The 20,635-nt window shown below is 71.4% G+C and carries 16 protein-coding genes; 9 read left to right on the top strand and 7 right to left on the bottom strand.

What is annotated here, in order from left to right; all coding sequences use genetic code 11:
• The first annotated feature begins 49 nt into the window (after positions 1-49).
• Positions 50-574, top strand: coding sequence for a peptide-methionine (S)-S-oxide reductase MsrA (msrA, locus tag EDF64_RS15260; RefSeq protein ID WP_133520812.1), 525 nt, complete (start codon positions 50-52; stop codon positions 572-574).
• 27 nt (positions 575-601) lie between these two features.
• Here msrA and EDF64_RS15255 read toward each other — a convergent pair whose 3' ends face one another.
• Positions 602-961: a UBP-type zinc finger domain-containing protein gene (locus EDF64_RS15255; protein ID WP_133520811.1), complete on the bottom strand. Its 360-nt coding sequence runs from the start codon at positions 959-961 to the stop codon at positions 602-604.
• Positions 962-980: 19 nt separating this feature from the next.
• Complete coding sequence (locus EDF64_RS15250; protein ID WP_133520810.1) at positions 981-1,982, bottom strand: aldo/keto reductase; 1,002 nt, start codon at positions 1,980-1,982, stop codon at positions 981-983.
• A 163-nt stretch (positions 1,983-2,145) separates the two neighbouring features.
• Between EDF64_RS15250 and EDF64_RS15245 the strand changes: the two genes are divergently transcribed.
• The 5 genes from EDF64_RS15245 to EDF64_RS15225 all read left to right on the top strand — a co-directional run bounded on the left by EDF64_RS15245 (position 2,146) and on the right by EDF64_RS15225 (position 8,775).
• Positions 2,146-2,997 carry an alpha/beta fold hydrolase gene (locus tag EDF64_RS15245; RefSeq protein ID WP_166645765.1) on the top strand — a complete coding sequence of 284 codons (852 nt, stop codon included), beginning with the start codon at positions 2,146-2,148 and terminating at the stop codon, positions 2,995-2,997.
• A gap of 105 nt (positions 2,998-3,102) precedes the next feature.
• Entirely contained in the window at positions 3,103-4,446 is a 1,344-nt protein-coding gene (locus EDF64_RS15240; RefSeq protein ID WP_347813193.1) for an ABC transporter substrate-binding protein, read from the top strand.
• Positions 4,447-4,475: 29 nt separating this feature from the next.
• The gene (locus EDF64_RS15235) at positions 4,476-5,432 is read left to right on the top strand and encodes a carbohydrate ABC transporter permease (RefSeq protein WP_133520808.1); all 957 of its coding nucleotides are present in this window, start codon (positions 4,476-4,478) and stop codon (positions 5,430-5,432) included.
• Positions 5,429-6,331, top strand: a complete 903-nt coding sequence (locus EDF64_RS15230; RefSeq protein ID WP_133520807.1) for a carbohydrate ABC transporter permease — start codon at positions 5,429-5,431, stop codon at positions 6,329-6,331. Before EDF64_RS15235 ends, EDF64_RS15230 begins: the two co-directional genes overlap by 4 nt.
• Positions 6,331-8,775, top strand: a complete 2,445-nt coding sequence (locus EDF64_RS15225; protein ID WP_133520806.1) for a TIM-barrel domain-containing protein — start codon at positions 6,331-6,333, stop codon at positions 8,773-8,775. Before EDF64_RS15230 ends, EDF64_RS15225 begins: the two co-directional genes overlap by 1 nt.
• Before the next feature lie 48 nt (positions 8,776-8,823).
• Here the strand turns inward: EDF64_RS15225 and EDF64_RS15220 are convergent, their stop codons facing one another.
• Positions 8,824-9,849 carry a LacI family DNA-binding transcriptional regulator gene (locus EDF64_RS15220; protein ID WP_243736413.1) on the bottom strand — a complete coding sequence of 342 codons (1,026 nt, stop codon included), beginning with the start codon at positions 9,847-9,849 and terminating at the stop codon, positions 8,824-8,826.
• A gap of 183 nt (positions 9,850-10,032) precedes the next feature.
• On the opposite strand from EDF64_RS15220, the gene EDF64_RS15215 reads away from it, so the two are divergent.
• Entirely contained in the window at positions 10,033-11,082 is a 1,050-nt protein-coding gene (locus EDF64_RS15215; RefSeq protein ID WP_133520804.1) for a carboxypeptidase-like regulatory domain-containing protein, read from the top strand.
• A 49-nt stretch (positions 11,083-11,131) separates the two neighbouring features.
• On the opposite strand, the gene EDF64_RS15210 is transcribed toward EDF64_RS15215, so the two are convergent.
• The 4 genes from EDF64_RS15210 to EDF64_RS15195 all read right to left on the bottom strand — a co-directional run bounded on the left by EDF64_RS15210 (position 11,132) and on the right by EDF64_RS15195 (position 17,423).
• Positions 11,132-14,248 (bottom strand): glycoside hydrolase family 38 C-terminal domain-containing protein, encoded by a 3,117-nt coding sequence (locus EDF64_RS15210; RefSeq protein WP_133520803.1) that lies wholly within the window; start codon positions 14,246-14,248, stop codon positions 11,132-11,134.
• A gap of 94 nt (positions 14,249-14,342) precedes the next feature.
• Positions 14,343-15,161: a carbohydrate ABC transporter permease gene (locus EDF64_RS15205; RefSeq protein ID WP_133520802.1), complete on the bottom strand. Its 819-nt coding sequence runs from the start codon at positions 15,159-15,161 to the stop codon at positions 14,343-14,345.
• A 13-nt stretch (positions 15,162-15,174) separates the two neighbouring features.
• Positions 15,175-16,125 (bottom strand): carbohydrate ABC transporter permease, encoded by a 951-nt coding sequence (locus EDF64_RS15200; RefSeq protein ID WP_133520801.1) that lies wholly within the window; start codon positions 16,123-16,125, stop codon positions 15,175-15,177.
• Complete coding sequence (locus EDF64_RS15195; RefSeq protein ID WP_166645764.1) at positions 16,122-17,423, bottom strand: ABC transporter substrate-binding protein; 1,302 nt, start codon at positions 17,421-17,423, stop codon at positions 16,122-16,124. The genes EDF64_RS15200 and EDF64_RS15195 overlap by 4 nt, the downstream gene beginning before the upstream one ends.
• A gap of 97 nt (positions 17,424-17,520) precedes the next feature.
• On the opposite strand from EDF64_RS15195, the gene EDF64_RS15190 reads away from it, so the two are divergent.
• Both EDF64_RS15190 and EDF64_RS15185 read left to right on the top strand, forming a co-directional pair.
• The gene (locus tag EDF64_RS15190) at positions 17,521-18,555 is read left to right on the top strand and encodes a LacI family DNA-binding transcriptional regulator (protein WP_133520799.1); all 1,035 of its coding nucleotides are present in this window, start codon (positions 17,521-17,523) and stop codon (positions 18,553-18,555) included.
• Positions 18,556-18,809: 254 nt separating this feature from the next.
• A complete protein-coding gene (locus EDF64_RS15185; RefSeq protein ID WP_133520798.1) occupies positions 18,810-20,591 on the top strand; it encodes a class I mannose-6-phosphate isomerase in 1,782 nt (593 codons plus the stop codon).
• Positions 20,592-20,635 lie beyond the last annotated feature (44 nt).

Here is a 20,635-nt window from a genome sequence, read left to right as displayed (position 1 = left end):
TGCACAGTACGGTGCCGCAGCCAGCGGCACGAGAGCCCAGGAGGCCACCATGACCACCACCACCGAGACCGCCATCCTCGCCGGCGGCTGCTTCTGGGGAGCGCAGCAGCTCCTCCGCCGTCGCCCGGGCGTCATCAGCACCCGCGTCGGTTACTCCGGCGGCGACACCCCGAACGCGACCTACCGCAACCACGGTGACCACGCCGAGGCCGTCGAGATCGTCTTCGACCCGTCCGTGATCTCGTACCGCGACCTGCTCGAGTTCTTCTTCCAGATCCACGACCCGTCGACGAAGGACCGCCAGGGCAACGACGTCGGCCGCAGCTACCGCTCGGCGATCTTCCCAACCTCGGACGAGCAGGACCGCGTCGCCCGCGACACGATCGCGGACGTCGACGCGTCCGGTATCTGGCCGGGCCCGGTCGTGACCGAGATCGCCCCCGCCGGCCCGTTCTGGGAGGCCGAGGAGGAGCACCAGGACTACCTCGAGAAGTACCCGGCCGGGTACACCTGCCACTTCGTGCGTCCGGGCTGGAAGCTCCCGCACCGCGACGAGGCGACCGCGGCGGTCTGATCCGTCAGCGGGTCGCGCTGACCTCGGTCAGCGCGACCCGCCGAGCAGTTCCAACCAGTCCCCGGGAAGGCGATCCGCCGGCCCGGGGACTGCCTGTTCCACGGGGTGGCTCGTCGGCGCCGCGAGCTCCAGCCCCTCGAACTGCGAGTCGTCGCGGTAGTCCCAGGCCCAGGTCTCACCGGGCTCGAAGCTCTGGATGACGGCGTGGCCCGTCTCCTGCCAGTGCCGCGTCGCGTGGGTGTTGAGCGAGTCGTCGCAGCAGCCGACGTGGCCGCACGCGGCGCACCGCCGCAGGTGCACCCACCAGGAGCCGGTCGCGTCGCACTCGACGCACCCGTCCCCGCTCGGCGCGACCTCGGGGTGGATCATCTCGTCCTGCTCCGTCATGCCCCCACCATGGCCTCGCTCAGCCGCGCGGGACCAGCGCGTCGATCGCCGCGAGCTCCTCGTCCGACAGGGCCGCACCCGACAGGGCGTCGAGCGTCCCGTCGAGCTGGCGGACGCTCGAGGCCCCGACCAGTGCCGAGGTGACCGCGGGCTGGCGGAGCACCCACGTGATCGCCAGCTGCGCGAGGGTCTGGCCGCGCGCCGCCGCGATGTCGTTGAGCGCCCGCGCCGTGCTCAGGTACTCGTCGTCGATCCGCTCCGCCGTGAACCAGCGCCCCTCAGCCGCACGCGACCCGACCGGCACCGAGCCGTCGAGGTAGCGGTCGGTCAGCAGCCCGCCGGCGAGCGGCGAGAAGACGATCGCGCCGGTGCCGAGCCGGGTGAGCTCGTCGAAGAGGCCGTCCTCGGGGACCCGGTCGAACATGTTGTAGCGCGGCTGGTGGATGAGCAGGTGGATGTTCTCGGCGGCGAGCGCCTCGGCCGCGGCGGCGGTCTGGGCCGGGTCGTAGTTCGAGATGCCGGCGTAGAGAGCCTTGCCCGAACGGACGGCGGTCACGAGGGCGCTGACCGTCTCCTCGATCGGCGTCTCCGGGTCCGGGCGGTGCGAGTAGAAGACGTCGACGTAGTCCAGGCCCATGCGGCCGAGGGACTGGTCGAGCGAGGCGAGCATGTACTTGCGCGAGCCCCAGTTGCCGTACGGGCCGGGCCACATGTCGTAGCCGGCCTTGGTCGACACCACGAGCTCGTCGCGGAACGGGCGCAGGTCGGACTCGAGGATGCGGCCGAACTGCTCCTCGGCGGCACCGGGAGGCGGCCCGTAGTTGTTCGCGAGGTCGAAGTGGGTGACCCCGCGGTCGAACGCGTGCAACACGATGTCGCGCTGCGTCGTGAGTGCGCGGTCCGCGCCGAAGTTGTTCCACAGGCCGAGGGAGATCCGCGGCAGCAGCAGGCCGCTCTTCCCCACGCGCTCGTACGGGAGCTGCTCGTAGCGGTCGTCGGCGGGGCGGTGGACGTCAGGCATCGTTGCTCGATCCGGGTCGGGGACAGGCCGTCGTCGACGCTACCGTGTCCGCTGCCTCCCGCGGCGCGCTCGTGCTCGGGCGTGCGCCGCGGTGTCGACGACGCTGCGGACCGTTGCGTCCTGCGGGTGGACGGCACCTCGGGTGGGGAGGACCATGGACGGCATGACCCGTCAGGTCCGGTCCGGCCCGTCGGCATCGCTGGCGTACGACACCTCGGGGAGCGGGATGCCGCTCCTCGCCTTCCACGGCGCGTACTCGTCACGCGTCGAGGTGCGCGGGTTCCTCGAGCCGGTGCTCGCCGACCGAGGCGACCGCGCCCTCCGTCGGGTGTACGTCGACCTGCCCGGCCACGGCGACTCACGCCCGTCGAGCGGGTTCCGGTCGTCGGAGGACGTGCTCGACGCCGTCGACCTGCTGCTAGACGCCGAGGTGCCCGAGGGCCCGTTCCTGCTCCTCGGACACTCGTACGGCGGCCACTTCGCCCGCGCCGTCGCCGCGCGGCACCCGGACCGCGTCGCCGGCCTCGCGCTGCTCTGCACCGTCGTGCCCGGCGAGCTGCGTCCGGCCGCTTCCGCGGTGGTGCGCGACGACGGTGTCTCGGCGCAGCTCGACGACGACCAGCGTGCCGAGTACGAGGGCTACTTCGTCGTCCGGACCGCGGCGACGCTCGAACGGTTCCGGACCGCCGTGGTGCCCGCGGCCGGCCCGGTCGACGACGAGACCCTGGAGCGCGCGATCACGACGGGTCCGCACGTCGCCGACCCCGACGCGGTGGTGGTCGACGCACCCGTGCTGGTGCTGTCCGGCCGACGCGACCGCTGGGTCGGGTGGGAGCGGCAGGAGCGGCTCGGCGACGGCGACCTGTACCCGCACGCCACCGTGGTCACGGTCGCCGACGCGGGGCACGCGCTGCCCCACGAGCGGCCGGGGCTCGTCGGGGGGCTGCTCGGCGACTGGCTCGAGCGCGCCGGTCTCGGGGCGGCGGACGCGGGGCAGGAGCGCCCGCCGCACTGAGCCCGCCGGGCGCGACCCCGAGGCGGACCGCAGCGACGAGAACGACGCGCACCGCGCCTCCTGTCCGGATTACAACGTTGACTTGCGGTTTCCAGCGCTGTAAACATGACCACGCGCGAGGGAGCGCACGAGGGAGCAGCAATGGTCGGCAGCAGGACAGGAACCATCGGGACGACGCTCGGACGGCGTGGGTTCCTCGCCGGGGCGGCGGGCGGGATCGCGCTCGGCACGCTGGCGCTGGCGGGGTGCGCGACACCCGGCCAGGCCGCAGCGGGCGGCACCACGCTCCGCTTCTACGAGCAGAAGCAGGAGGTGATCGCCTACTTCGACAAGCTCCTCCGCCGCTTCGAACGCGAGCACGCCGGCGTCTCCGTCGTCCACGACAGCACCACGGCGATCGCGCCGCAGTTCGTCCGGGGCCAGCCGGCCGACGTCGGGTGCTTCAACGACAACCTCGAACTCGCCCGGTACGTCGAGCGCGGGGTGCTCCGCGACCTCAGCGGTCTGCCGTCCGCCGACCGGATCCGCCCGAGCATCGCGGCGCTCGGCGACCAGTACGCGAAGTACCCGGGCCGCGTCAGCGTCCTGCCGTACTCGCTGGCCGCTGCCGGCGTCATCTACAACAAGAAGATCTTCGCGGACCACGGACTGCCGGTCCCCACCACCTGGCACGAGTTCGTCGACGTCTGCACCGAGCTGCAGAAGGCCGGCATCACGCCGGTCTACGCGACCGACCGTGACACGTGGACGCTCTGGCAGGGCCTGTTCGACTACTCGGTGGGCAGCCTCGTCGACACCGGGGAGTTCTTCCGGAAGATGAAGACGATCGGCGCCGACGTCGGGCCGGACTCCGAGGTGTCGTTCGAGAAGACCTTCGCCGTGCCGATGGAGCGCGCGAAGACCATCTCGTCGTTCTTCAACCCGGACCACGCGACCCGGTCGTACGCCGACGGCAACCTGGCGTTCGGGCAGGGCAAGGCCGCGATGTACCTGCAGGGGCCGTGGGCGCTCGGGCAGATCGCGCTCATCGACGACAAGCTCGAGGTCGGCACCTTCGCACTCCCCGTGTCGAACGACCCCGCCGACCGCAAGGCCCGGGTGAACGTCGACCTCGGACTCTGGATCCCGGAGGCCAGCGGGCACGTCGACCAGGCGCACGAGCTCGTCGAGTTCCTCATGCAGGACGAGGTCATCGACGCGTACAACCGCGACAACCTCGCGTACTCCACCCGGAAGGGCGCTCCGCCGCAGAACGACGAGCGACTCGCGGGCCTGCAGCAGTACGTCGACGACGCCGCGTTCTACCAGGGCGCCGGCACCTTCATCCCGACCTCCATCCCGCTCGGCAACTACCTGCAGTCGGCGATCCGGAGCGGCGACTTCACCTCGATGCTGCGGCGACTCGACGCGGACTGGCGGCGGCTCGCCGGCCGGTCGGCGACGGTCTGAGCCCGGCGACCAGGACCCCAGGAGCGATCATGACCATGCAGACCCCACTCGCCCGCGAGACCGATCAGCCAGCACCCGGCCCGGCCACGGCGGCCACGCGCGTGCACCGTCGCGTCGGCTCGCTGCACCGCACGGAGCGGATGTACTACTTCTTCGTGGTGCCGGCCCTCGTGCTGTTCACCGCGTTCGTCGTCGCGCCCGCGTGCGTCGGCATCTTCTACAGCTTCACGGACTACCTCGGCTTCGGCGCGTGGCACTTCCTCGGGCTCGAGAACTACAAGGCGCTCGTGTCCGACCCGTCGATCCTCGCCTCGTACGGGTTCACGCTCGGGTTCGCGCTCGTCACGGTGGTCGTCACGCAGGTCATCGCGTTGGCGCTGGCGATCGGCCTGACGAAGAAGGTCAAGTACGCCGCCGGACTCCGCTCGGTGTTCGTCATCCCGATGGTCGTCTCCGGCATCGTCGTGGCGTACGTATTCAACTACCTGTTCTCGAACACGCTCCCCGCCCTCGCCACGTCAGTCGGCTTCGGGCCGCTCGAGCAGAGCATCCTCGGCGACCCGAACCTGGCGTGGCTGTCGATCGTGATCGTCTCGGCCTGGCAGACCGTGCCGGGAGCGCTCCTCGTCTACACCGCGGGGCTCACGTCGATCCCGAACGACCTGTACGAGGCGAGTGCGCTCGACGGCGCCGGCGCCTGGAAGCAGCTCCGCTCCATCACGCTGCCGCTCATCAGCGGGTTCATCGTCATCAACACGGTGCTCGGCGTGAAGGGCTACCTCGGCGCGTACGACGTCATCGTCGGGCTCACCGGCGGTGGCCCGGGCACCGCGACGAGCAGCGTCGCGATGACGATCTTCGGCGGCTTCACCGGCGGCGACTACGCCTACCAGATGGCGAACGCGACCGTCTTCTTCATCATCACCGTCCTCATCTCCGTGCTGCAGCTCGCGGCGACCCGTGGAAGGAACCTGCGACTCGCATGACCGCCGTCGACACCCGCACCCCAGTCCCCCGCACGACACCGACCGACCCCGGCCAGCCGCCCCGCCGCCGTGGACGCCTCGGCCGGATCAACTGGCCGCTGACGATCCTGCTCGCGGTCGCGTCCCTGACCGTCCTCGTGCCGCTCTACGTCACCGTGGCGATGGCGTTCAAGACGAGCGCGCAGTCGGTGGACGGCAACGCCCTGTCCCTGCCCGCGCCGTTCAACCCGGCGAGCTTCGTCGAGGCGTGGCAGCTGACGCGCTTCCCCGTCTCGTTCTCCGTGTCCGTCGGCGTCGCCGCGCTCACCGTCGTCGCGACGCTGCTCCTCAGCTCGTTCGCCTCGTACGCGATCGTGCGGAACTGGCACAAGCGGTTCTTCCGCTTCTCGTTCGTGTACCTGCTCGCGGCGATGTTCCTGCCGTTCCCGGTCATCGCCCTGCCGCAGATCAAGCTCACGGCGCAGCTCGGCCTCGACAACCCGATCGGCGTCGGGATCCTGCACGCCATGTTCCAGCTGTCGTTCAGCGTGCTCCTCTACTCGGCCTACCTCCGGTCCATCCCGGTCGAGCTCGAGGAGAGCGCCCGCATCGACGGGGCGAGCACGTGGCAGATCTTCTGGCAGATCATCCTGCCGCTGCTCGCGCCGATGAACGCCACGGTCGGCATCTTCGCCTTCCTGGCCTCGTGGAACGACTTCATGCTGCCGTCGCTCATCACGGCCGACCCGACGATGCAGACGCTGCCGGTCGTGCAGAACATCTTCCAGAGCAAGTTCGGCACGAACTACAACGTGGCGTTCGCGTCCTACCTGATGGCGATGGCGCCGACGATCATCGTGTACCTGTTCGCCCAGCGCTGGGTGATCTCGGGTGTGACCCAGGGAGCGGTGAAGAACTGATGGCATCGACTGAGACCCAGGCCACCGCGGACGTGATCCGCCCCTTCCCCGGCGCAGCGCCCCGCGCCGACCCGGCCGCCACGATCACGGGCGACCACTGGCGTGTGACCGTGCTCGCCGACGGGGTGTTCCGCGTCGAGTGGAGCGACGACGGCGGGTTCGAGGACCGCGCCTCGACGTTCGCCCTCCGGCGCGACCTGCCGGTCCCGTCGTTCACCGTCGAGCGGACCGGCAGCGCGAACGCCGCCGGTTCCGCGGACGCCGCCGGTACCGCGGACGCCGCGCGCAGCCAGTCCGCCACCGGCGTCGTCGTCACCACCGCCCGCGCCCGCCTGCGCTACGACGGCCGCCCCTTCTCGCCCGGCGGCTTCACCGTCGAGACCCTCGGCCCGGACGCCAACCGGTGGCGGTGGGGCCAGGAGCCGCGCGACCTCGGCGGCACCGGACGCACCCTCGACGACGTCGACGGTCGGATGCCGCTCGAGTCGGGGATCCTCGCGCGCGACGGCATCACCGTGCTCGACGACTCGGACTCCTTCCTGTTCACGGACGACGGCTGGATCGGCACCCGCATCCCGGGTCGCCGCGACGTCACGGTCTTCGCGTACGGCCGCGACTACGACGCCGCACTGCACGCCTTCCACGCCGTCTCCGGTGCGCCGTCACTCCTGCCGCGGTGGGCGCTCGGCAACTGGTGGAGCCGGTACCACCCGTACACGGACACCGAGTACCTGGCCCTGGTCGACCGGTTCGCCGAGGAACGACTGCCGTTCTCGGTCGCCGTCATCGACATGGACTGGCACCGGGTGGGCTCCGTCCCGGAGCGCTTCGGCAACGGCTGGACCGGCTACTCGTGGGAGCCGTCGCTGTTCCCCGACCCGGCGGCGTTCCTCGCCGAGCTGCACCGCCGCGGGATGCGCACGACGCTGAACCTGCACCCCGCCGACGGCGTCCGCGCGTTCGAGGACGCCTACCCCGCCGTCGCCCGGGCGATGGGCATCGACCCGGCGTCCGAGCAGGCCGTCCCGTTCGACCCGACCGACCCGACGTTCCTCCGCTCGTACTTCGCCGACCTGCACCACCCCCTCGAGGAGCAGGGCGTCGACTTCTGGTGGATCGACTGGCAGCAGGGCCGCACCACGAACCTGCCCGGCGTCGACCCGCTGTGGCTCCTCAACCACTTCCACCACCTCGACTCCGCTCGCGACGGCGGTGCCGGCATGACGTTCTCGCGCTACGCGGGCCCCGGCAGCCACCGCTACGCCGTCGGGTTCTCCGGCGACGCCGTGGTCTCGTGGGCGTCGCTGGCGTTCCAGCCCGAGTTCACCGCGACCGCCGCGAACATCGGGTACGGCTGGTGGAGCCACGACGTCGGTGGGCACACCCGCGGTGTCCGCGACGACGAGCTGGCGACACGCTGGGTGCAGTTCGGGGTGTTCTCGCCGATCATGCGGCTGCACTCCGCCAACAACCCGTTCATCCGGAAGGAGCCGTGGGCCTTCCCCGCCGAGGCCCGCGACGCGATGGGCGAGGCGCTGCGGTTCCGCCACCGGCTGGTCCCCTACCTCCACACCATGAACCACCGCGCTGTCGCCGGCACCGCGCTGGTGCGACCGGTCTACCACCTGGAGCCGCACCGAGACGAGGCGTACGGGGTGCCGAACGAGTACGCGTTCGGCAGCGAACTGCTGGTCGCGCCGATCGTGGAGCCGCGTGACCCGGAGTCCCTGCTGGGTCGCGCCCGCGCCTGGCTGCCGCCCGGCACCTGGACGGACGTCTTCACCGGCACGACCTACGCCGGCGACCGCCGGGTCGAGCTGCACCGCGGCATCGAGGGCATCCCGGTGCTCCTCCGCGCCGGCGGGATCCTGCCGCTCGCCGCCGAGGACGAGGTCGACGCCACCGTGAACCCGACGTCGCTCGAGGTGCTCGTCGCGCCGGGCGCGTCCGGCTCGTTCACCCTCGTCGAGGACCGTGAGGACGACCCGGGCTCGGTCTGCACCACCCGCCTGTCGTGGGATGCCGACGAGTCCGTCTTCCGGGTGCACGCCGCCGAGGGGGATCGCTCGTCCGTCCCCGCGCACCGACACTGGCGGGTCACCTTCCTCGCGGCCCCGGCAGCAGGACAGACGGTGGACGCGCAGGGTGCGGACCGCTTCTCGGTCGACCTCGAGGTCGACACCGCTGACGGCGTCGTGCTCGCCCTCGCCGGCCCGCCGTCGGTGGGCGTCGACGCACGCGACGGCGCACGCCGCCTGCTCGAACGGGCCCAGGCCGGCAACCCGGAGAAGCTCGAGGCGTGGACCGTCGTGGCGCGGGACGCGTCCCGCGCCGACCGGATCGCCGAACTCGGGAGCGTCGACCTGCCGGTCGCGCTCCGCGCCGCCCTGGTCGAGCTGCTCGGTGCGGTCCACCCGGACAGCGACCAGACGGGTGGGGACTGACGGTGTGACGGACTGGAGGCGCGTGGCGGCCCCGCCCCGCGCCTCCGGTCAGTCGACGGAACCGTCCGCGTACGGTGCGCTCTCCCCCACCACCAGCCGGTGGCCGACGGTGACGAGGCGGCCGGCCGCGTCGTCACCGTCGATGCGTCCCAGCAGCAGGTCGAGTGCGGACTCGGCGAGGGCGACCGTGTCCGGCGCGACCGAGGTGAGGCTGGGGGCGAGGCTCGCGGCCAGGCCGAAGCCGTCCCACCCGACCACCGCGATGTCGTCCGGTGCCTCGAGTCCGCGCAGGCGCATCGCGCGGAGCGCACCGATCGCCGCCAGGTCGTCGCGGCAGAGGAGTGCGTCGACGTCGAGACCGGCGTCGAGGGCCGCACCGAATGCTGCCTCGGCGCCCGCGGCGTCACCGATCTCGCGTGCGACGAGCAGGCCGTCGTCCGCGGCGAGGCCCGCGCGTTCCAGGCCGGCGCGGTAGCCCTCGAGCCGGAACGTCGAGGTGCGTGACGCCGGTCCGGTCTCGTGCCCGAGGAACCCGATCCGTCGCCGACCGAGCGCGACGAGGTGGTCCACCGCATCCGTGGCCGCACCGACGTTGTCGATCACCACCTGGTCGGAGCACTCCGGCCGGACGTCCTCGCCGAGGAACACCACCACGGTGTCCCCGCGGATGCCGTCGATGTACTCCGGGGTGAGCACCTGCGGGTGGATCACGACGCCGTCGACCACACCGGCCTCGCGACCACGGACCGCGGAGCGCTCACCGTCCGCCGTGCCGCCGGTCTCCTCGAGGAGCAGCTGGTACCCGCGGTCCGCGCAGACACGGGAGAACACGTGCGCGAGTTCGGCGAAGTACGGCCGGCGGAGGTCCGGGAACGCGAAGGCGAGCATGTTCGAGCGGCCGGTGGCGAGGCTCCGGCCGGAGACGTTGGGGCGGTAGCCGAGCTCGTCGACGGCGGCCTGCACGCGGTCGCGCATGGCCACGCTGACGTGCCGGTAGCCGCGCACCACGTTCGACACGGTCTTCATCGACACACCGGCGTGGTCCGCGACGTCCTGCAGCGTGACCGTGCCCACGTGGCCACCGTACCGGGCGCGGGGCGGCGCGGACGGTCTCCACGGCAGTGCTCGTGGCGCACGCGCGGCGGCGCGGGCGGCGGCGCGGGCGGCGGCGCTTGTGGCGGCGCGGGCGGCGGCGCATGTGGTTAGCATCCACTCCACCGGGGCCAGGGGGTCCCGCACAGGGATCAGGGGCCCACCATGACCACACGACGACGGACGACGGCCGGCATCACCACCGCCGTGATCGCCACGACACTGATCGGCGTGCTGGTGACACCGGTCACCGCGACCGCGGCGGTGCCGGACGACGGCGCACTCACCGTGATGCTGACCGATCCGGACAAGCGACCGATCGCGATGGAGGGCGTCGCCGTCGACCTGCGCGGAGCGGACGGCGGCACCGCGATGTCCGCGACGAGTGACCAGCGCGGACGCCTGACCTTCGACGACGTCCCCGCCGGCACCTGGACGCTGCACGGCGAGCGCGAGGGGTCGTACGGGTTCGCCGACACGATCCCCGCGACGCGCACCGGGGTCGTCGTCGCGCCCGGCGAACACGACACCGTCGTCCTCGTCATGCGGACCGGGGCCTCGATCGGCGGTACGGTCCGCAACCCGTACGGGGCGGACCTGTCCGGCGCCTCGGTCGTCGTGCGCGGCTGGAACACCGGCACCGTGCGGCGCACCGTCTCGTCGCCCGACGGCCACTACTGGGTGCACGGGCTGCCGAGCGACGACTACAGCGTGCAGGTGAACGCCCACGACGAGACGCTCGACTCATGGCCTGCGCTGAAGAACCAGTCGTGGGGGTTCCACCGCGATCCCGGGTCCACCGCGGAGCGCACGTACGTCCGGGTGTCGCACGAGGCCGTCGGCCGGCCCGAGACCGTGGTCGACGGGATCGACGGCGCATCGACCGAGGGCGTGACGCTCACCGGCATCCTCAACCCGCAGCTCGACACCGACTTCACGAACGCCACCGTGCACGTGTACGGCGAGTCCATCGGCAGCACCTTCGACACGACGGTCCTGTACTGGTCGCCCGGACGCGGCGGTCTCTTCGGGTCGGTCCTGAGCGCCGGGCGCTACAAGGTCGAGGTCGTCGGGTGGTCGCCGAGCCAGCGCCGCTACGTGTCGTACTGGTACGGCGGCGAGGGCAACCGGCCGGTCGCGGACCGGGCGGCGTCGCACACCGTCGTGATGAGCGGGGACCAGAGCCGGTCGATCTCGTTCTGGAGCACCCGCTGACGGACGGTGTCCCGGTGCGACCCGGCTCGCCGCCGGGCCGCACCGCGGTTCACACCGTGGTGACGATGCTGACCGCCGCCGCTTCGAACGGCGCGAGCGTCGTCCGCGCGACGCTGGCGTCCAGCGTGATCGGCACGCCGGTCGCGTCCCCGAGGTAGGTCGTCCGGACGGCCGTCGCGACGGGGGCCCCGAAGGCGAGCTCGACGTCGACGGGGACGTCCGCGAACGACTGGAGCCGCACGACGGACGTCCCGTCGTCGTCGCCGGCGACCACCGACACGAGCCGCACGCGCGGGTCGCTGATCGTGAGGAGCTCGGCCGACGCCACACCCGCACCACCGGAGCCGGACGCCGGCACGGCCGAGAGCGGTCGGACCAGGTCGGCGGTCGTCTGCACCGCCACGGCCTCGACCGGTTCGGCCGGGTGCGAGCGGACCCCGATCGCGTACTCGAAGGTCGCGGTGAAGCCCTGCTCGATCGGGAAGTTCGTGTCCCACACGTTGTTGTGCAGCCACGAGTAGACGGTCGCCGCCCGCGCCGGGCTGGTGCTGGCGGGGAACGGCGCGTACGGCAGCGAGATCGTGCCCGGGTGCACGAGCGGAGCGTCCTTCGTGACCCACACCACCGCGTCGTCGGCGTCCTGCACGCTGACCCAGTTCCGGATCGCGCGCATGTGCTGCGGGGCGCCGGGGACGTGCGCCAGGCCGTCGCCGGTCACGCCGCCGGAGACCTCGTAGCGGACGACGGGCTCGGCCGCGGCGAACGGGAACGCGAAGAACGCGCTCTCCTTCGTGCGGGTGACCGGCTTCTCGAGACGGTTCTCGATGCGGAGTCGGGGTTCACCGTGCCGGAGACGGAGCGTGACGGTGACGCTGTCCACGCCGGCGGCCGCGAACCGGTAGACCAGCCGCTCCTCGACCGCGTCCGACACCCGCTCGACCAGGACCGCCGGACCGCCGGTGGTCCGGCTGGCGAGGAGCTCGAGGCGGTCGGAGCTCCACAGCTTGTTGGAGAGGTGGTTCACGCCGGCACCGGACGACCCGTACTCGTCGTAGACGTACCCGTTGAATCCGGCGGGCGCGTGCTGCTCGACGACCTCGCGTCCGGTCGCCAGCTCGACGACGGAGCGGATCGTGGAGGTCTGCGGGTCGACCACGACGCGGAGGTACTCGTTCTCGAGCGTGAACAGGTCGGCCGCCGGGGTCGTCAGCGCGTCGTGCGTCCGCGGCACCACGGCGCCCTGGTCGGCGTGCAGGACGTCGATCCGGACGAACCCGAACGCGGGCACGTCGCGCAGCTGCACGGTCACCCAGCGACCGGACTCACGGTGCAGGGAGTTCGACTGCGGCTCGAGCACCGGGTCGAGCCGCTCGCCGGTGCGGCCGTCGCGCACTGCGACGTGCGCGTCGAGCGGCACGGTCGACTCCTTGAGCAGGAAGCGGACGGCGCCGGTGCGGGTGGCTCCGGAGGCGTTGGCGACGACGATCGCCGCGAGGGCGTCGTCCGGCGTGGCCACGGTGTCCGCCAGGTAGACGAGGGCGTGCTCCTCGAGGTCGCGTCCGCGCTGGTGGCCGGTGAGCGCCTGCGCCACCTTCCACTGCCACTGCCGTTCGCCCGAGTCGTAGCCCTCGTCACCGTGGGTCCACGAGTTGCTCGCACCCCAGGTGTGCTCGTTGAACATCGAGATCGCGTCGTAGGCGGCGTCGGCGTCCGCGCGCTCCGTCGGGACCGCCTGCCCGCCGAGCCACGCGGCGGCCTGCGAGAAGGAGCGGGCGTCGCTCACGGTCGCCTGTGCCTCACGCGCGAGGGCGAGGGGGACGGCTGCGGACCCGACGCCCTCGACCCACCAGTCGCCCCAGTCCCCCTCGACCGTGACGAGCTCGTCGCCGTGCCGGGCCTCGGCTTCGGCGAAGAAGTCCTCGTTCGTCGAGACGCGCAGGGTCGGCGACGTCCAGGTCTCGTTCCACCGGCGGACGACCTCGGACAGGTGCAGTCGCGCCGGCCCGTTGTCGCCCATGAACCCCTGCGTCCGCAGGTGCAGGACCTCCCACGGGTAGCCGGGTCGCCCTTCGGCCGTCTCGCCGTGCGCGCCGAAGACCCCGGGCGGGAACGGGTAGCCGCGGGTCGCGAGCGCGGTCAGGTAGGCGGGCAGGTACGTCTCGGCGACCTCGTACGACTCGGTCAGCCCCACCATGGGTCCCTCCATGTACGCGAGACCGTGCGGGCTGTCCGTCATCCAGACCACGACCGAGTTGCCGGCCGGGGTGCGCCACCGGAACAGGCGCGGCAGGTCGAGGGCGCCGTTCTGGTGCGGCATCGACCGGCCGGCCCAGTTGTGCGCGACGGCGAGGTAGCGCACGCCGACCTCCTGCAGGGCGTCGGGCAGGCCCGCGACCTGTCCGGGCACGTCGGTCTGCATGGCCGTGGTGAAGTCGATGCCGTACTGCTCACGGATGCGCCGGGCCTCGCGGAGGAGTTCGTGGAGCTCCTCGGTCGAGCACGTGTCGGTGTGCAGGTTGTAGGGCATCGCGCTCAGGCCGATCGACCCCTGCTGCACGAGCCGCACGAACTCGGCGACCTTCGCCGCCGGACGGTGCCGCTCCCAGTCGGCGAACGCCCAGAGCGCCTCGACGTTCCAGCGGAACCGGGCAGCGTCGGGCCGCTCGCTCGTCGCCGCGGCGAGCTCCACCGCGGAGTCGAGGTACGAGCGCTGCGACGAGATCACCGTGGTCTGCGGGTCGGTGTACCCGAAGTCGAAGTGCGAGTGGTGCACGACGTGCACGGACCACTGCCGCTGGGGCAGCAGCACGAAGGAGATCGACTCGTCGCCGAGGTCGGGCAGCGCCAGGGACACCTCGGTCGGCTCGGTGACGGCACGGACGAGGAGCCGGACGGACGTGTCGTCGGGTGCCGGAGCGCTGCCGACGACGAGCTCGCCCGCCGGCCCGGTGAGCGTCGCGGCCTCCGGAGCGGGGAGCCGTCCGTCGACGAGGAGTCGCACGGCCTGCACGGTGGTGCCGTCCCGCTCGGTCTGCAGCGGCTCGGGGAGGACCCGCACGCGGACGCCCCCGATCGAGCCCGTGGCGACGGTCGCCCGGTCGAGGAGTCCGTCGCGGGCCTCCAGGTGCGACCAGGGCTGGGCGGAGACGAGGGCGGGTTCGGTCATCGGAGCAGGACTTCCTTCGGTGGTCGGAGCAGGGAGTGGGACGGAGGACGGGTCAGGCCGTCGGGGTCAGGCCGTCAGGGTCAGGCCGTCGGGGTCAGGCCGTCGGGTTCAGGCCGCGGGCGAAGAACCGCTGGAACGAGAAGAACACGATGATCGTCGGCAGGGACGCGACGAGCGCCCCGGCGAGCGCCACCGGCGGCCCGTACGTCGAGTAGTTGCCGGTCAGGTCGGCGAGGGTCGCCATCACCGGACGGATGTTCGGGCTGGACGACAGCGTCAGGCCGAACAGCAGGTCGTTCCAGATCCACGTGAACTGGAAGACGAAGGCGGCGAGGAGCGCGCTCGTGGAGAGCGGCAGGTGGACCTGGAAGAACATCCGGACCCACCCGGCCCCGTCGAGCGACGCGGCTTCGCGCACCTCGTTCGGCAGCCCGGTCATGTGCCCGCGCACCACGAAGAACGCGAACGGGATCGTCAGCGCGACGTAGACGAGCAGCATGCCGTACTGCGTGTCGAACAGCGACGCGGCGGCGTACCCGGTGAACAGCGGCGACAGGAAGGCCTGCAGCGGCAGGATCGTGCCGATGTAGATCACCCAGAACCAGAACGTCGGGCGCTTCACCGGCATGATCGTGACCGCGAACGAGGCGAGCGCCGCGATGAACACCGCGGCGCCCGCTCCGACGACGGAGTAGAGCAGGCTGTTCGCCATGCCCTGGCCGACGTTCGCGTTCTGGAACGCCGTGGCGATGTTGTCGAACAGGGACCACGAGGTCGGCCACCAGGACGGCGTGCCCGAGTAGTCGGCGCTCTTCGTGAACGCGTTCACGACGAGCAGGTACGACGGGATCAGCCAGATCAGCGACACGACGGTCAGCACGGCCGCGAGGATGCGGCGGGAGGTCTTGGTCATCGAGCTGCTCCAGCTAGTCGGTCGGGCGGAGTTGACGGCGGAGGTACGCCCACGAGGCCACGACGACGACGAGCGTCAGGAAGACGGCCACCGCTGCGCCCGAGCCGTACCGGGAGAGCGTGAACGTCTCGCGGTACATCGTCAGCGCGAGCGTCTCGGACGCCGTGCCGGGGCCGCCGTTCGTGAGCAGCAGCACCTGGTCGAAGACCTTCAGGCTGCCGACGATCGAGATCCCGACGACCACGACCGTCATAGGGCGCAGCTGGGGGAAGGTGACGGACCAGAAGAGCCGCCATCCGGAGGCACCGTCGATCTGCGCGGCCTCGAGGGTGTTCGGCGGGATCGACTGCAGCCCGACGAGGAAGAGGATCACGCACGCACCGGTGGCCTGCCACGTCGTCGCGATGATCATCATGACCGTGTTGAGCGGCCACTGCAGCAGCCACTGCGACACGAGCCCGCCGAGGCCGACCATCCGCAGGAGCGTGTCGAGTCCGCCGTCGGTCGACAGCATGAACGTCCAGACGACCGCGGTGGCGGAGCCCGAGATGGCGTAGGGCAGCACGATCGCGAACCGGGCGAGGCCGCCGAGCCTGAGCTTCCACGTCCCGACGGCGATCGCCAGGCCGATCCCGACGGGGAGCAGCAGCGTGCCGACCACCCAGAGGAACGTGTTGAGCACGGACTGCCCGAACGCCGGGTCGGCGAACATCGCCTGGTAGTTGGCGATCCCGACCCAGCGCCGGGTGAAGCCGTTGTCGTCGAAGAAGCTGCGGTAGATCGTGAACAGGAACGGGACGACCAGGAGCGCGACGACCAGCAGCACGGACGGGGCGAGGAACGCGCCCCCGGTGATCCGCGCCCTGAGGGGTGCGCGTCTCGTCGGCGTGGGCCGACGTCGTGACGCGGGACGCGCCTCCAGGTCGACGACCGTGTCGGGGACGGGCGGTTGTGTGAGCGTCATGCGGCGTTCCAGGTCTTCCACTCGGTCACTGCTCGGTTCTGCATGGATCGCAGGGTGGCGACGCCGTTCGCCTTCGACGGGTTGACCATGAAGGACCCGAGGTCCTGCACGTTCCCCTCGATGAGCGGCGTGGGCGAGGCCTCCCAGTAGCGGGTGAGCTCGACGGGGCGCGTCTCGGCGATGTCCTTCGCCAGGTCCTGCACGAGGTGGGACTTCGGCAGCGCGTGCGGGTTCGGACTCGTGTCGCCGAGGAAGCCGACCCAGGCGGTCTGCACGTCGGTGGCGAGCCAGTTCTCCGCGACGTCCACCGCGGCGCCGTGGCGGTGCGCCTTCACCGGGACCGACAGCGAGCCGCTCTCGACGACGATGGCCGGTGCGGCGGAACCGCGGGGCGGGACCCGGAAGAAGCCGATGTCCGCGTCGCTCAGTCCGGCGGCGAGGAGGGTGTTCGCGAACCAGGTGCCGTAGAGCATCATGCCGAACTTCCCCTTGCTGACGAGCCCCGGGAGGTCGTTCGACGTGACGTCGGGCGCCGAGAAGAACCCGTCGGCGTACATCGACGACCAGAGGTCCATCGCCTGCTTCGCCGGTTCGTCCGTGTAGCTGGCCTTGTCGGTCGTGACGGCCTTGTAGTAGTCCGGGTCGATCGACGCGAGCAGCTGCATGAACCAGATCTCGGCCTCCCACGTGGTGGCACCGGGCGAGAGGAACGGGGTGATGCCGGCGTCCTTGAGCTGCTGTGCGGCGGTGAGCATCTCGTCGAAGGTGGTCGGCACGCTGATCCCGTGCTCGGCGAACGCCTTCTTGCTGTAGAACACGGCGTAGTAGCTCTTGTAGAGCGGGACGCCGTAGGCCTTGCCGCGGTAGCTGAAGGACTCGCGCTGCGCCGGGTCCACCCAGCCGCGCTCGACGGCCGAGTCCCACACCGGGTTGAGGTCGGTGAGGATGTCGGCGCGCGCGATGTCCTGCAGCCGGTACCCGTTCGTCCACTTGATGAGGTCCGTCGTGCTGTCGGTCTGCGCGGTCATCCTGATGACCTGCGTGTAGTTGTTCACGCTGGCGATCGACCGCGACGTGATCCGGTACCCGATGCGCTTCGCGAGCACGGCGGAGGCCGCGGCGTACCCGGGACCCCACGTGGGGTTGTCGCTGTTCAGCGTGACCGTGCCGGGCGCCGACGGCTGCGTGTCGGAGCCGCGGGCGCAGGCCGCGAGGGTCAGGGCGAGGAGCCCGCCACCGCCGAGCGCGAGCGCGGTGCGGCGGGTCACGGCGGGCCCTCGGGAGAACGGGTTGGGCATCGGGCGTTCCATTCGACGATGAATTGATAACGTTACCAACCGGAGCATACACGGCACGCGACCAGCCGCAAGGGGGATGTCCGGTATACAGGGACACATGCAGCCAGCCGCGGGATCCGGACCCGGACGGAAGCCCGCGATGACCGTGAAGGACATCGCACGGGTCGCCGAGGTCAGCCCGATGACCGTCTCCCGGGTGCTCTCCGGCGGCAAGAACGTGCGCCCCGCGCTCCGCGAGCACGTCGAACGCGTCATCGCCGAGGTCGGCTACCACCGCAACGAGAACGCCCGGAGCCTCCGGCCCGGACAGCGCTCCGGACTGGTCGGCGTGATGATCACCAACATCGGCAACCCGTACTACGCCGGCGTCGTGCAGGGCATCGAACAGGTCGTCGCCGCGACCGGCCGCCGCATCCTGGTCGGCACCACCAACGAGGACTCGGACCTCGAACGGCAGCTGCTCTCCGACTTCCTCGGCCGCCAGGTCGAGGGGCTCATCGTGGTCCCCGTCGGCCAGGACGGCGAGCGCTTCACCACCGACCGCCTGCACGACGCCCCGCTCGTGCTCGCCTCCCGCACCGTCGACGACGTCGCCGCCGACGCCGTCCTCATCGACGACGTGCACGGCGCACGAGAGGCCACGGCGCTCATGCTCGAGGACGGCCACCGGCGCATCGCCTTCCTCGGCAACAAGGTCACGGTCTCGACGGGTCAGCGCCGCCTCGCCGGCTTCCGGGACGCGTTCGCGTCGCACGGGGTCGAGCCGGACGACTCGCTCGTCGTGCTCGAACTGCAGGACACCGACACCGCCGAGCGGGCGATGCGACGCCTGCTCGAGCGTCCGGACGCGCCGACCGCCGTGTTCGCCGCGAACAACCGGATCAGCGTCGGTGCGATCCGGGCGATCGCGAAGGCCGTGGCGGACGGCACCATCGCCTCGCCGCCGCGCCTGTTCGCCTTCGACTCGTTCGACTTCGCGGACATGGCGCCGATCCCGCTGTCGGTCATCGACCACGATCCCGCCGAGCTCGGGCGGGTCGCTGCGCGGATGCTGTTGTCGCGGCTGGACGGGACGGCCGACGGGGAGCCGCCGCGGCTCGTCGAGTTGCCGGTGCACATCGTCCATCATTGAGCGCGGGGTCGGGTGCGGGTCCGGTCGGGCGGTCCGGTGCGGTTCGGGGTTCCGTGCGGTGCGGTCCGGTGCAGGCGGTTCCGTCCGGTGCGGTCCGGTGCAGGCGGTTCCGTCCGGTGCGGTTCGGGCGGTTCCATCCGGTGCGGTTCGGGCGGTTCCATCCGGTGCGGCACCGTCGGCCTGGAGGCGCGGCTTGCGTCCTCGCGCCGCTTCCGCTGTAGTGTTGGTAACGTTATCAGCGCGAAAGGGGCCTCATGTCCGCCTTCCTGCCCACAGGAGTGACCGTCGGTCAGTACGACAAGACGCCCGTCATCGACCTGCCGCCCGGACACGACGTCTGGGCGGGTACGGCCGCCTGGCAGCGCCTCGCCTCGCTCCTCTCCGGGCCCGGTCGACGCACCATGGCGGTGGACACCTACCCCGGCAGCGACCTCGACGGTCTGCGCCGGGCAGTCGCGGCGGCCGTGCCCGACGCGGTGCTCATCGACGTCGAGGACGCGGCGGCCCTGCCGAACTCCGTGATCGAGGAGCGCATCGCCGCGAACCTCACCGACGACCGCGTCTTCGGGGTCCTCGGCCACCAGGTGCTGTCCGACTTCTACGACGCGGACCGCCTGACCGGCGTGGCCGAACGGGTCCGCACCACCGACGGGCCCGTGGTCGTGTACGGCTGGGGCGCCACGCTCGTGCCGACGTCGTTCGACACCGTCGTGCTCGCGGACCTCGCTCGCTGGGAGATCCAGCGTCGACAGCGAGCCGGGGCGCCGAACTGGCGCGCGGACAACGGCGACGAGGACCAGCTCCGCAAGGTCAAGCGCGGCTACTTCGTCGAGTGGCGCGTCGCCGACCGACACAAGCGCGAGCTGTTCGAGCGGATCGACCTGGTGCTCGACGCCAACGGCTCGATGGCCGACGCGAAGCTCGTCGAGGCCGGGACCTTCCTCGCCGGCCTCGAGCTCGCGAGCCGTCGTCCCTTCCGCGTGGTGCCGTTCTTCGACCCCGGCGTCTGGGGCGGGCAGTGGATGAAGGAGGTCCTCGAGGTCGGGGACGCCGACAACTACGCGTGGTGCTTCGACTGCGTCCCGGAGGAGAACAGCCTGCTGTTCCGCATCCGCGACACCGTCGTCGAGCTCCCGGCGCTCGACCTGGTCTTCCGGCACCCACGAGAGCTCCTCGGTGTGAAGACCCACGCCCGGTTCGGCGCGGAGTTCCCGATCCGCTTCGACTTCCTCGACACCATGGCGGGCGGCAACCTCTCCCTGCAGGTCCACCCCCTCACCGACTACATGCAGAACGTGTTCGGGATGCCCTACACGCAGGACGAGAGCTACTACATGCTCGACGCCGCGGACGACGCCGTCGTGTACCTCGGCGTCCGCGACGACGCCGACCCCGCGGCGATGCAGGCCGCGTTGCGGACGGCCTCCGTCGGCGAGGAGCCCTTCCCCGCCGCCCGGTACGTGAACACCTTCCCGGCGAAGAAGCACGACCACTTCCTCATCCCGGCCGGCACCGTGCACTGCTCCGGCGCGGACTCGATGGTCCTCGAGATCTCGGCGACGCCGTACATCTTCACGTTCAAGATGTGGGACTGGGGTCGAGTCGGACTCGACGGCGTCCCGCGGCCGGTCCACCTCGACCACGCGTTCGCGAACATCCAGTGGGACCGTCGCACGGACTTCGCACGCGACGAACTCGTCAATCAGGTCACCGAGGTCGCACGCGGCGACGGCTGGGTCGAGGAACGCACCGGTCTGCACGAGCTTGAGTTCATCGAGGTCCGGCGGCACTGGTTCGAGGGCGTCGTCCCGCACGACACCGACGGCACGGTGAACGTCCTCAACCTCGTGGAGGGCGCCGAGGCCGTCGTCGAGAGCCCGGACGGTGCGTTCGAGCCGTTCGTCGTGCATTACGCCGAGACCTTCATCGTGCCGGCGAGCGTCGGCCGCTACACGATCCGGCCGTGGGGGCGCGGCGTGGGGCAGCGCCTCGGCACCGTGAAGGCCTCGGTCCGCGGGACCGGTCTCAGCGACTGAGGAACCGGTGCGCCGGCGCACGGGCGCGGGCGCGGGTGCGGGTG

This window comes from Curtobacterium flaccumfaciens (assembly GCF_004361695.1).
Taxonomy (GTDB): Bacteria; Actinomycetota; Actinomycetes; order Actinomycetales; family Microbacteriaceae; genus Curtobacterium; species Curtobacterium flaccumfaciens_B.
The sequence above is the reverse complement of the archived record's forward strand: the minus strand, read 5'-3'. Positions and strand labels throughout refer to the sequence as shown.